Here is an 11,712-nt window from a genome sequence, read left to right as displayed (position 1 = left end):
TGCCAACGCTGAGAGACAACCCGCGCTGAAGAATGTATGACGCTCTGAGAACATCGCCTGATGTCCGGATACCCCATCTAACAGCCTGTTGAAAAACGGGACTGGCTCTGGCAGGAAACCTTAAAACACGACGGTCTCCAGTCGTCCTGCGTGCCTGTCCCGGTTTTTCAACGGACAGCTAACAGGAGAACTCTACACCCAGTTCTGTGGCGTAAGCCTGATTGCGACCATTTCGCTTTGCCAGATACAAACACTTGTCTGCTTCCTCTGGCAGGCGGTCAGGAGCGGAGAGTGCGTTTTCGTCGTGAGCCACACATGCTCCAATCGACAGGGTGGGTGACGGGCAAGGCAAGGAGATGTTTGATCGTAGATCCTGCAGTTTCCTGCCAATTCGTTTGAGCGTCTCATCAATTTCACCGGGGCGACATCCGCTGCAAATCGCGGCAAATTCATCTCCGCCGAATCGAGCGACCAAATCGTATGATCGCAGAGACGATCTCAGTGCTTCAGCGATCGCCCGCAGAATTGCGTCTCCGGCTGCATGCCCGAATCGGTCGTTGACTTCCTTGAAATGGTCAACGTCAAACAGGATCACTGCAACGGAATGGCCCGTTTGCCTAGCTCTGCGACATTCCAGTACAAGATGACGATCAAAAGCCGCCCTGTTCGGCAGGCGAGTGATAGCGTCATCCATTGCATGTTTGAGCGATGCCTCCACTGAACGCCAGCTGATAAAGAAGTCTTCATCGGTTGCCAGCCCGACAAGCTTCCTGTCATGCATGATAGCCGTGCATTCGTGGTTCAGTTCGTTCGGCGATGACGTTTTTGATGTTCCCGTGATGAACCCTGCCGGAATCGGCATGTGCATTCGGTTGCTCAGAGTTGATTCGACGGGCATGTCCAGCCACCGCCGTCTCTCTAAAGGTGTGGCAGACTTCAATCGTGACCGGAGATCTTCCTGTGCGACAATTCCAATGGGATTGCCACATTCATCTTCCACGAGGAGGTAGTCCTCCAGATCCGGCGCTGCTTCCATAATCTCCGCGAGACGAGTCTGGGCGGTGACAACACAGTTGCGTCCGGCCGATTCGAGGCCAACCGTTAATTTTGCTTCGTTGTATTGCATGGGACTTTGTACTTCCTGGGATTGCTTTGATGGAATCAGATTTCGATCCCGGCAATCAAACCGTGACCCGACGTGGTGAAGTTGTTTGAGCCTTTCCAGACTCACAGTTTTGACGGGTCTCCGGTGAGGAGTCGGTACGCAGATGAATCGGGCGGATCCCGTGGACGTAGAATCCCTGAACATCAACGATCGTTGCTGTCTTTGCATCAAATCTGTGGTTGCAGCAGACACAGTGTCCGATCAGAGAAAGCGCATTCACCGTGCGAGTGCAGTCATTGCATCTGAAGACGCCAGCAGTCAGTTCAAAATCTGAACCGGCAACCAATCCGCTGTGGCGACATTTCGGACAGGAAATGTCAGAGTGACCATGCACAAACTGAGATTCCGGACCGACATGTCCGCAGGCATAGTGATGAATCAGATTGTCCTGAGTCACCATTGCACTACCACAATGGCTGCATCCGAAGCGAAATGTTGGTGCGGCATTGCATTCGGGACAGGTCATGATACGGTCGAGCGTGACTTGCGTGACACGTTCATCGGTCAGCCATGCTTCAATCTGGTCAGGCGAAGCCTGGAAGGTGTACCTCATTGACTGCGTATCAAAAAACGGACGGACGAAAGACGTTGTCGCCGGAGAATGGGCTGCATTCAAAGAATCTTTCGCAGGTTCCGGGCATCCGTTGTTCGCGGCGTGGGCAGCATCGATACGGCGGTGTCTTCGGGATGGAAAAAAGTCCGTCAGCATTCTCAATTCGCGAGCTTCAAATGGCTCTATGAGCACATCATCGGCACCGGCCTCGATGGCCTCGCCGGCCTGATTCAGCAACTCCTCGGGAACGACAATCAGGATCGTTAATTTGTTGTCGCGGGGCTGTGCTCGCAGGTACCTTGTAAGCTCCAGGCCATCGATGTTTACGCCGTGCATGCGACAGATAATCAGGCGAAGGCTGCTGCTCGATTCTGCAATGGCAACAGCATCAGTTGTGCTTGAAGCAATGGCAATTGATGCTTCTGATTCGGCCAGCGTTCTCTGGATCATCTCCCTCTTTACGGGATCGGTTTCGATGATAAGTATCGACGTTGCGTTTGATGTGAAATGTTTCATGTCCCTGAAGAATTTCTACTTGGTGGAGTTTATTCCCTGCGAAATGCCTCAGCCCATGCCAACTCCTGGCCCATGCATGGTTTGAGTTTTTTACAGTCGGGGAATTTCGGGTACATCCCCACAGACTGATTCGTGTTGTTACCGGCAATGGACCGTTAGGTTACCATTGCCGGCGATCGTGGAGTGTTTCGCGTCACGCTCGCAGTACCGTGACGAGTCTGTGTTTGGTCGTTTATCAGAGGGCTAGCTGTCCGTTGAAAAACCGGGACAGACACGCAGGACGACTGGGAACCATCGTGTTCTAAGGTCTCCTGGTCGAGCCCGTCCCGTTTTTCAACAGGCTGCTAGCCGCGTGCTCCGATATGAGGAAGTCTTGCGACTGCACCGATACGGAGTCTCGCGTCGTTTGCTTCAGGACCCGTTGGTCTGAGTTTCACGGGCAGCAGCCGGACGTTTGATCGATAGAAGATCTCAATGTGTTCTGGTGGACGCCGATGTTCGCTTCCGATCGCAATGACTTCGCACTCCACCGGGGACTTGAAGGGTTCGATGTTCAGGTTGACTCGATCTCCGACTTCGAATGTGTCGGAAATGTCCTGATGTACGAAGAGTTCGATCTCGACCGTGCCCTCTTCGAGCACGGAGAAGATTTGCTCATGAGATTTGATACATTCACCGGCTGGATGATGGCGACGAAGTACTATGCCATTGACCGGTGCCTTGAGCATTCCCTGCGCCATCCACTCTCTGATCCGATCGATTTCATTGAGCAATGAATCTGCTTTGGCAGAAATTGGTTCAATTTGCTCCGTACCAAGACGTGGCGTCTCTTCCGCACGTTGTGCTCGTTCCTTCAGCACCGTGAGTGATTCGTGGAGTGATTCGAGTTTCTCGGCGTGCGATCGCTCTTCAATTGTTTTTTCGATCAAGTCCGAAGCCGTTGTGGCACGCTGTTCTCGTTCGATCCGTGTCCGTTCGAGCTGATCACGCAGAATCTCAAGGGTGCCATGTTCCTTGTGGATCGTGCCTGTTGCTTCATGAAACTCCGCAATGGCGCGAGTCATTTCGGTTTCGTCGACATGAGACTGCCATTTGATTCGAGCCATCTCGGCCGTCAGAGTGGCTTCGACGATTCTGAGTTCATCAGCAATGCGTTCGAGTTTCTGTTCGTATTCAAGGTCTGAGACTTTTGCCAGCAATGTATTCTGGTGGACGACCTGTCCCTCTCGCACATGGACAGATTCAAGAATACCATCGATGGGAGTCGCGACGTCAATGATTCTTCCGGTGACAACACCGTAGGCCTTGTAGCGAAAGAGATTGTCCCAGACTGTCAGGACACCCGATGCACAGGCCGCGAGCATAAGAATGGCGATTAGCATTCGACCTCGCGGGCGTTGCAGTGTTGGTTTGAGGGCCGCAGATTCGGACTCTTCGGGGGGACGGCCGGAACCTTCGACCTGGTTGGTGGCTGCCTGAGGTGAGTCGGTACGATGGTGGAAGCGAAACGCGGCACGTTCCGCTGCTCCGACTTGTCCTGCGTATTCATGATTGAATGCGGTTGAATTGGACGGGCCGTTCATGATCGATCCATTGCTTGGAAATGAAGCAAGACGCGAACAGTGTTGCTTCATTGGAGGTGTTCACTTTTGAATACCGATGTTGCCGCGAATCGCAGACGATCGAGCTCACTCGGTGTGCAAAGGAAACATGTGTCGCAACTGCTGATTTGCAAAGCTGCAGGTGATTACCCTTGGCAACTTCTCCCAAGGAGAAACCAGTAAGGGTGGTAGGAATGGATTGTGACGGTTGCGAAGTCGGTAGTGACTGTTCGGCTGTCAATTGGTGGCAGGTATCAGTGCTGGACATCCGTCGAATAGTGACGTTTTTTCGCTCGAATCAAATAAAAAAGCCTTTACCCCGTGGAGGGTAAAGGCTCTTGCGAAACCAATGGTTTTCCGTCAGCTGACGTGAAACCTATTCTTCTTCAGGCTGCCCGCCGCCCAGGCTGAACAGTGGTCCTGAAGAGGAACCCATGCCCCCCTTCAGTTCTTCACGCGGCTTAGCTGCACCACCGGCTGTTTCCGATGAAGCGTCTTCGCCAGTTCCGGTGGCATCGTCTTCAGCCTTTTCTGCTTCAGATCGTCGGCTCAGCCCAATCTTACGGTCAGCTGTATCTACTCGCAGGATACGCACTTCGATATCTTCGCCGACACTGACCAGGTTTTCCGGATGGTCGACCTTGTGATCGGCGAGTTCGGAAACGTGGAGCAGGCCTTCGAGTTCATCTTCCAGCTGAACAAAGACTCCGAAGTTGGTAATCTTCGTGACTTTGCCCGTGACAAGGCTGCCGGGGGCGTATTTTTCGGGAATGCGTGTTTCCCATGGGTCTTCTGTCAGTTGCTTCAGTCCGAGAGCGATACGTCGCCGATCTTCATCGACCGAAAGAATCTGACACTCCAGCACGTCGCCTTTCTTCAGCATCTCATTGGCATGCGACACCTTGCGGGTCCAGGACATGTCGCTGATGTGCAGAAGTCCGTCGACGCCTTCCTGCAGTTCAACAAACGCACCGTAGTTGGTGAGGTTGCGAACGGTGCCTTTGACCAGGCTGCCTGGTGGGTACTTTGCGGCAACTTCGTCCCATGGGTTTGGCTGGGTTTGCTTCATACCCAGCGAGATTTCCTGCTTGTCCTGATTGATCCCCAGGACCATGACTTCCACTTTGTCACCGATGGCAACCAGCTCACTTGGATGGTTCACACGGCGTGTCCATGACATTTCGCTGATGTGAACAAGACCCTCAATGCCATCTTCCAGTTTCACGAAGGCACCGTAGGAAAGCACGTTGACGACTTCGCCAGATACCTTGGTGTTGACAGGATATTTGTCGCCAATGTTTGCCCATGGGCTTGCAGATTTTTGCTTCAGCCCCAGTGCGATCTTTTCTTTTTCATAATCAATGTTCAGGACCATGACTTCGATTTCGTCATCGATCTTGACCATTTCCGTTGGGTGGCTAATTCGTCCCCAACTCATGTCGGTAATGTGCAACAGCCCGTCAATACCGCCGAGATCGACGAATGCACCAAAGTCGGCGATGTTCTTGACGGTACCCGTGCGAGTCTGACCGACCTCCAGATCGGACAGGAGGGCCTTCTTCATTTTCTCGCGTTCTTCTTCGATCAGGCGACGGCGAGAAACGACAATATTTCGACGAGCTTCGTCGATCTTCAGAATCATGCATTCGATTTCCTGACCAATGTAGTCAGCGATATCGGATGGGCGACGAATGTCAACCTGGCTTGCTGGCAGGAAGACATTGACGCCGATATTGATGAGAAGACCACCCTTGATCTTGCGAATGACCGTGCCTTTGACGATGTCGCCTTCGGCATGCGTCTGGATGATTGTTTCCCATTCGCGGATGCGCTTGGCTTTCCGCATGGACAGGACGATCAGGCCGATCGAGTCTTCAAATTCTTCCAGCAGAACTTCAATTTGCTCGCCGACGACTGGCTCGGGATCTTCCTCTTCCCATTCTTCGCGCTGAACGACACCTTCACTCTTGTAACCGATGTCAACGACGACTTCTTCGTTATCGACGCGAACGATGGTTCCCGTCAGGATTTCGTTAATGCCGTAGGCCTGAGCCTTGTCATCGTAGACGCCATGAATTGCGTCTTCATCGGTAGAAAGTTCGGGGAACGACGCTGCCATCAGCGCGTCGAGTTCGCTGTCTTCAACGGAAAATTCTCGGAGGAGATGTCGATCGACCATTCTGGAAACCGCCTGAATGTATCCAAACTCTGGCTATTGCCAGTGCTGGTTACCCAAAAAACAGAGTACGCGGGCTCGTTCGTCAGCACCTTGATGACGATCCTTTGCGAATCCCGACAGAACAGGGCATGTTATTTGACAGCTTTGTCAAAGTCCAGCCGACCGGAATCGAACGTCCGTCAGTCCCGATCTTCATAACGCGTTGTCGGCAAACTGCTTGCGTTGAATCGTTACAATCCGTTGCATTCGGGAACATTTCGCGTGTGTGCGAATGGGAAAGTGCCCCAGGAGCCCCGTGACAGTCGTTTTGCCGGAAGGCCAAAACAAGGATGTGTTTTGTGTCGATAGTCGCCGTAACTGCTTCTCAGGAAGACACTTCGATCTTTCGTGGCCGCGCTCTTTCGGCACGGGGAAGCTCGACGCGGAGCACGCCATGGTTCAGTTTGGCATGAATGCGTTCGTGATCAACATGGTCGCTCAGGATGAAGGATCGGACGAAATCGCCAATTTCGTACTCCTGATGCAGCAGGACTGCATTGTCCGGATTTTTTCGCTTCACGCGGCCGAACAGAGTCAACCGGTTGTCCTGCACCTGAAGTTCGAGATCGTCGGCGGTCACCCCGGGCAGGTCAGCATAAAGAACGAGTCCGTCAGCGGTTTCGTAGATGTCGATCGGAGGATTAAAGAGCAGTTGGGGGCGTTCGTTCGACTCAGGTTGCCCTGACTGCTCCTGATCCGGAAGACTGGAATCTGAAGGAATTGGTAGAAACTCGCTCATTCTTCAGTGACCTTGATTTGGCGAGGCATTGCGGATGGCGCTTTGGGAAGGGTTATCCGGAGAATGCCGGCAGAGTATTCTGCCGCCATCTGATCTTCGTCAACTCGCTCAGGCAGCTGGATGGCACGTTGCCACGGCCCCTGAAATCTCTCCTGCCGACGAAAGGATTCCTCTCTGGCCTCTTCCGGCGGGACTCGGGTCCCACGGATCGTCAGCACTCCTGATGCGGTGGTAATGTCCAGATCCTGAGGGTCAACGCCTGGAATTTCAGCTGTCACAATGTAGGAGTCACCGACATCCATCAGATTCAGCTGCGGAAACCTTCGCCCGAAACGGACGCCGTGCAGCGTCAGGCTCACGCCCTGAAGGAGTCGGTCCATTTCTCGTTCGAGATCCCGGAATGGATCCCAATTGTGTCCCCAGCGAAACACGGCCATCAATCTGTGTCCTGCGTGCAGGTGAGCGAATATCTTTGGATGAACTCTTGCGTTTGTTGTCAATTATCAATGGATGAATCAACCGCCTGCACATGATGTTCCAATGATCCGTAGGTTTTGATTGGGCCTGAATGTGTTTCAGTTCTGGCTGTAACGTCTTTTGACAGAACAGGTTGTGTTGGATGTGAAGATGGCGGCAATTGCTGCGTCATCTGGTCTGGCTGCAGGAATGGCAGAAAGGGGCTGCACATGACTGGCTGCACTTTCCACGAGCGCCCGGTTAAAGTGCGCGCTGGCATAAGCCATCAGAAAGATGTACTGATGGCATGTGAGCTTTCTGAATTCATTCATCCGAGCTGAGATACAGGGGAACTGAGAATGTCTGCAACTCAGGGGAACGCATCGCACGCTGTGTATGTCGGAAGTTTTGACCCCCTGACGCTGGGGCACCTCGATATCGTCAGACGGGCCGCAAGTGTTTTCGAAAGAGTCACCGTTGGGATTGGAACGAATCCGGACAAAAGGACCTTGTTTACTCCTCTGGAGCGAGTGGACCTCTGTCAGGCCGCACTGGCGGACTTTTCGAATGTTGAGGTGAGTACATTCGATGGCCTTGCGGTGGAGTTTGTGCGGCAGTGTGGTAGTCGGATTCTGCTACGGGGCGTGCGGACCCTGACGGATATCGACGCCGAATTCACGATGTCGCTGACGAATCGGGTTCTCGATGAGGGTATTGAATCCGTCTTTCTGATGTCCGGTGATCGATTCGCCCACATTTCAAGTTCACTGATCAAGCAGATTGCAGGAATGGCGGGATCCCAGGCTCGGCAGCGGTTGCAGGATTTTGTTCCTCCCGAGATCATCACTCCACTCATCAACAAGATTCAGGCCGCGAGACCAGTGTAGTTTGGGGCTGGGTGCGATTGAGCCTGCAGGGGGCATACGAAAGGTCCACCAGATGCTCCGCCCCTGCCTTGAAAAGACCGGGGATGATCAGGGAGTCGTCAGGACTCTGATTTGATGTCGATTCGAATGATATTTGGAATAAGGGAATTGCAGCTATGGTCAAAACCGCTTCAACAATGCTTCCACTGGGGACGATTGCTCCAGACTTTTCTCTGATAAACGTTGATGGCGCAACAGTCACTCGTTCCCAGTTTGTCGGGAAGCCATTGCTCGTAATCTTTATGTGCAACCACTGTCCTTTCGTTGTCCACCTTCGCTCCGCCCTGAAAACGTTCACCGACGAGTTTCTGGCTCGAGGGCTCGCCGTTGTCGGAATAAGCAGCAACGATGTCGCAGCTTATCCGCAGGATGGCCCGGAGAAGATGAAGGAAGAGGCCGCGCAGGCCGGCTACACATTCCCTTACCTGTTTGATGGGGATCAAGCTGCCGCGAAGGCTTACCGAGCGGCATGTACGCCGGACTTTTTTCTGTTTGATAGCGACCATGCGCTCGTTTATCGCGGTCAATTCGATTCCAGCCGGCCTGGCAATGGTCTTCCCGTCGATGGCGCTGATCTCCGGGCAGCTTGTGAGGCAGTTCTGTCCGGGGGGAGAGTGTCGTATGATCAAATGCCGAGTATCGGATGTAACATCAAATGGATTGCGGGCCAGGAGCCCGATTACTTCACCGGTGTTTCTGCCGGATAGCCGGTGAGTCGGTTTCCGTCCCGCATGGGTTGACGCACTCGCGAACTTCTGAACGGTTCGCTTTGACGATCGCCCTTGCCAGTTGTTGCATCCGAGCGAAAGCTCGACATTGGAGTATGGACTACTATGCCATTACTTGGCGTTAACATTGATCACGTTGCGACTGTCCGGCAGGCCCGGAGAACCAACGAACCGGATCCCGTTCATGCGGCAGTGCTGGCAGAAATGGGAGGCGCGGACGGGATCACGCTTCATTTAAGGGAAGACCGCAGACATATCCAGGATCGTGATGTACGCGTCATTCGCCAGATGCTTCGTGTGAAGCTGAATCTGGAAATGGCTGTGTCTGAGGAAATTACAGATATTGCAGTGGAGGTTCGGCCAGAGCAGGCGACGCTGGTGCCGGAAAAACGCGAGGAGATTACGACGGAGGGCGGCCTCGACGTTCGCGCGAATCGTGTTCGAATCGAGAACTGCATTCTACGATTGCATGATGCCGGGATTGAAACCAGTTTGTTCATCGATCCGGATGTCACTCAGGTGGAACTCGCCGCTCAACTGGGCGTGCGTGCCGTGGAGCTGCATACCGGTGCCTATGCCGAAGCAAGGACGATTGCAGAGCAGGATGATGAGTTTGACAAACTGGTGGAAGCGGGGCAATTCGCTCTGGCGCAGGGGCTATTGCTGAACATGGGGCACGGTTTGACGTATCGCAATGTACGGAGAATTGCCGAAATCAACGGCCTTCATGAACTGAACATCGGGCATTCCATTGTGTCGCATGCCATGATGGTCGGTCTCGAAAGAGCCGTTCGTGAAATGAAAAAGTTACTGACTGTCTGAGGGGGATTGCAGATCCGCGATTCATCCCATGGAACGAAATTGACGAATCACAATTGCCCAGATCATTCGCATGCCCAGTACGGCCGCGATGGGAACAGCGATCCAGTGCGGGATAAATGATTCGTGAGTGTGGACATGCTGCCGAGCCTGATTGCCAAGCCCGGGGAATGCCCAGTCGACGGTCAGTCCAAGTGCCAGCGTGATACCGATCACACCGAACAGGTAGGCCAGCATGGATCGTTGACCGAGTTCCCGCCGAACGATTCCCGCACTTGAAAAATTACTTGCCGGACCAGCCAGCAGGAAAACAAGAACGGTTCCGGGGCTCAACCCTGCGCCCAGCATGGCAGCACCGATCGGAGTAGAAGCCGTTGCACAGACATAAGTGGGAACGCTGATGGCAAGCACGGCAAGCATTGTCCATGGACCACTGCCCCAGGTTGAAAATGCATTCGCAGGAACCAGTTCCTGAACAATGGCTGCAGTCAGCACGCCAATGAATACCCAGTGGGCGATGTCCGAAAGAAGGCGATCGAAGGCGTACCGAATTCCGGCAAGCGTGGCGGACAGAACCCCACTGTGGTCTTCCACGGGTTGGGTAGCACAGCAGGACTTACTGACCGGGGCTGCGGTGTGATCTGTCGCGGTGAGTTGGGATTCGTTCGCATGGAGAACCCTGTTCGGGATTGCCGGAGGTTCAATGATCGCCAGTAAACCGGTGCCGGGAATGGAAGTCGGTTGCAGTACCTTTTCCTGAGTTTTGTCTGTCGGGAGTTCCGAATGACAGCACGCTCCAGCCTCTGGCACCTCCTGATTTGATTGTCCTGACAGCTCAGACGCTGATACCTCTGATGATTCGCTCTTGTCCAGGATACTGCAGAGTAGTCCGGCAGTGACGGAGCTGATCAGTGCACTCGCGAGTCGGACCAGTGTCATCGCCGGTCCCAGCAGTCCCCACGACATGGAAAGTGAGTCGGCTCCGTTCTCCGGTGTAGCGATCAGGAAGGCGATGGTGGAACTTTTTGATGCGCCGGATCGATGGAGCTGGATGGCAGCTGGCAGCACGCTGCAGGAACAGAGTGGGAGTGGTGTCCCGATCAATGCGGCCTTAATCGTCGTCACGATGCCTGAACCCCCAAGCCACCTTCGCACAAGGTGGTTCGGAAACAGGGCTTTCATCAGCCCGGCAAAGATCAATCCAACGCACAGCCAGGGCGCGAGCTCCAGCCACGTTCCCCAGGCAGAAGAGGCGATTCTGTAGAGTGTTTCGGACATCGACAGAGGTCCTTTCCTCAATGCGAATTCCAGCATGCTCGCTGTTCGCGTGAGTTTCCGCCATTTCAAAAATCAGCCCGATCTCAGGCTGAGATCGGGCTGTATTTTTTCACGTACAGGGATGCGACTTTAACGGCAATTGCTTTTCAGCAGGCTGCCAGAGCGGCATCATAATTCGGATGTTCAGCAATTTCGCTGACGTATTCGACGTGCTTAAGATTGCCGTCAGCATCGATTACAAAAATAGCACGAGCGAGGCATCTGTCGAGCGGGCCACCTTTGATGAGTACCCCGTAGTCTTCGCCAAACTTTGTGCAGCGGTGGGCCGACAGGGTCTTGATGTTGGATACGCCTTCAGCACCGCACCATCGCTTCTGGCCGAACGGCAAGTCCATGCTGACCACCAGCACTTCGACATTGGGAAGGCTTGCTGCCTGATCGTTGAATTTCTTGGTTTCCGCGTGGCACACGGCCGTATCGAGCGATGGCACGGTGGCAATGATGCGTGTCTTTCCACCGCTCTGTGCCAGAGTGACTTCTGACAGGCCATTATCCTGAAGTGAAAACTCCGGTGCAGCGGACCCTGCACTCAGGGCACTTCCAGCCAGATCGACAGGGTTTCCTTTAAGGGTGACGGCACCCGAGCGAACGTTACTCATATCCTGACCTTTTCTCTTGTGAATCACGGAACTATGTTCTGCTGGCAGTATGAA

At 53.7% G+C, this 11,712-nt stretch carries 11 protein-coding genes; 3 read left to right on the top strand and 8 right to left on the bottom strand.

Going from position 1 to position 11,712, the window contains the following annotated elements:
* Positions 1–178: 178 nt before the first annotated feature.
* From R3C20_19710 to R3C20_19685, 6 genes are all read right to left on the bottom strand, one after another.
* The gene (locus tag R3C20_19710) at positions 179–1,126 is read right to left on the bottom strand and encodes a GGDEF domain-containing protein (protein MEZ6042731.1); all 948 of its coding nucleotides are present in this window, start codon (positions 1,124–1,126) and stop codon (positions 179–181) included.
* A gap of 55 nt (positions 1,127–1,181) precedes the next feature.
* Positions 1,182–2,234, bottom strand: coding sequence for a response regulator (locus tag R3C20_19705; protein MEZ6042730.1), 1,053 nt, complete (start codon positions 2,232–2,234; stop codon positions 1,182–1,184).
* Positions 2,235–2,578: 344 nt separating this feature from the next.
* Positions 2,579–3,817 carry an HlyD family efflux transporter periplasmic adaptor subunit gene (locus tag R3C20_19700; GenBank protein MEZ6042729.1) on the bottom strand — a complete coding sequence of 413 codons (1,239 nt, stop codon included), beginning with the start codon at positions 3,815–3,817 and terminating at the stop codon, positions 2,579–2,581.
* 394 nt (positions 3,818–4,211) lie between these two features.
* Positions 4,212–6,014, bottom strand: coding sequence for a 30S ribosomal protein S1 (locus tag R3C20_19695; protein ID MEZ6042728.1), 1,803 nt, complete (start codon positions 6,012–6,014; stop codon positions 4,212–4,214).
* Between the two features lie 364 nt (positions 6,015–6,378).
* On the bottom strand, positions 6,379–6,792 hold the full coding sequence (locus tag R3C20_19690; protein MEZ6042727.1) for an Hsp20/alpha crystallin family protein: 414 nt from the start codon (positions 6,790–6,792) through the stop codon (positions 6,379–6,381).
* Positions 6,789–7,229 carry an Hsp20/alpha crystallin family protein gene (locus R3C20_19685; GenBank protein ID MEZ6042726.1) on the bottom strand — a complete coding sequence of 147 codons (441 nt, stop codon included), beginning with the start codon at positions 7,227–7,229 and terminating at the stop codon, positions 6,789–6,791. Before R3C20_19685 ends, R3C20_19690 begins: the two co-directional genes overlap by 4 nt.
* A gap of 378 nt (positions 7,230–7,607) precedes the next feature.
* Here R3C20_19685 and coaD point away from each other — a divergent pair, with 378 nt between their 5' ends.
* The 3 genes from coaD to R3C20_19670 all read left to right on the top strand — a co-directional run bounded on the left by coaD (position 7,608) and on the right by R3C20_19670 (position 9,724).
* Positions 7,608–8,135, top strand: coding sequence for a pantetheine-phosphate adenylyltransferase (gene coaD / locus R3C20_19680; protein ID MEZ6042725.1), 528 nt, complete (start codon positions 7,608–7,610; stop codon positions 8,133–8,135).
* Between the two features lie 155 nt (positions 8,136–8,290).
* Positions 8,291–8,881 carry a thioredoxin family protein gene (locus R3C20_19675; protein MEZ6042724.1) on the top strand — a complete coding sequence of 197 codons (591 nt, stop codon included), beginning with the start codon at positions 8,291–8,293 and terminating at the stop codon, positions 8,879–8,881.
* Positions 8,882–9,007: 126 nt separating this feature from the next.
* Positions 9,008–9,724, top strand: coding sequence for a pyridoxine 5'-phosphate synthase (locus R3C20_19670; protein MEZ6042723.1), 717 nt, complete (start codon positions 9,008–9,010; stop codon positions 9,722–9,724).
* A 21-nt stretch (positions 9,725–9,745) separates the two neighbouring features.
* Here R3C20_19670 and R3C20_19665 read toward each other — a convergent pair whose 3' ends face one another.
* Positions 9,746–10,999, bottom strand: coding sequence for an SO_0444 family Cu/Zn efflux transporter (locus R3C20_19665; protein ID MEZ6042722.1), 1,254 nt, complete (start codon positions 10,997–10,999; stop codon positions 9,746–9,748).
* A gap of 146 nt (positions 11,000–11,145) precedes the next feature.
* Positions 11,146–11,658 carry a thiol peroxidase gene (tpx, locus tag R3C20_19660; GenBank protein MEZ6042721.1) on the bottom strand — a complete coding sequence of 171 codons (513 nt, stop codon included), beginning with the start codon at positions 11,656–11,658 and terminating at the stop codon, positions 11,146–11,148.
* Positions 11,659–11,712 lie beyond the last annotated feature (54 nt).

Source organism: Planctomycetaceae bacterium, assembly GCA_041398825.1.
GTDB lineage: Bacteria > Planctomycetota > Planctomycetia > Planctomycetales > Planctomycetaceae > F1-80-MAGs062.
The sequence above is the reverse complement of the archived record's forward strand: the minus strand, read 5'-3'. Positions and strand labels throughout refer to the sequence as shown.

Excerpts from the sequence above, each read along its gene's own strand:
- R3C20_19675 (MEZ6042724.1), top strand. The coding sequence starts at position 8,291 with ATGGTCAAAACCGCTTCAACAATGCTTCCACTGGGGACGATTGCTCCA.
- R3C20_19665 (MEZ6042722.1), bottom strand. The coding sequence starts at position 10,999 with ATGTCCGAAACACTCTACAGAATCGCCTCTTCTGCCTGGGGAACGTGG.
- R3C20_19685 (MEZ6042726.1), bottom strand. The coding sequence starts at position 7,229 with ATGGCCGTGTTTCGCTGGGGACACAATTGGGATCCATTCCGGGATCTC.
- R3C20_19710 (MEZ6042731.1), bottom strand. The coding sequence starts at position 1,126 with ATGCAATACAACGAAGCAAAATTAACGGTTGGCCTCGAATCGGCCGGA.
- tpx (MEZ6042721.1), bottom strand. The coding sequence starts at position 11,658 with ATGAGTAACGTTCGCTCGGGTGCCGTCACCCTTAAAGGAAACCCTGTC.
- R3C20_19670 (MEZ6042723.1), top strand. The coding sequence starts at position 9,008 with ATGCCATTACTTGGCGTTAACATTGATCACGTTGCGACTGTCCGGCAG.
- R3C20_19705 (MEZ6042730.1), bottom strand. The coding sequence starts at position 2,234 with ATGAAACATTTCACATCAAACGCAACGTCGATACTTATCATCGAAACC.
- coaD (MEZ6042725.1), top strand. The coding sequence starts at position 7,608 with ATGTCTGCAACTCAGGGGAACGCATCGCACGCTGTGTATGTCGGAAGT.
- R3C20_19690 (MEZ6042727.1), bottom strand. The coding sequence starts at position 6,792 with ATGAGCGAGTTTCTACCAATTCCTTCAGATTCCAGTCTTCCGGATCAG.
- R3C20_19695 (MEZ6042728.1), bottom strand. The coding sequence starts at position 6,014 with ATGGTCGATCGACATCTCCTCCGAGAATTTTCCGTTGAAGACAGCGAA.
- R3C20_19700 (MEZ6042729.1), bottom strand. The coding sequence starts at position 3,817 with ATGAACGGCCCGTCCAATTCAACCGCATTCAATCATGAATACGCAGGA.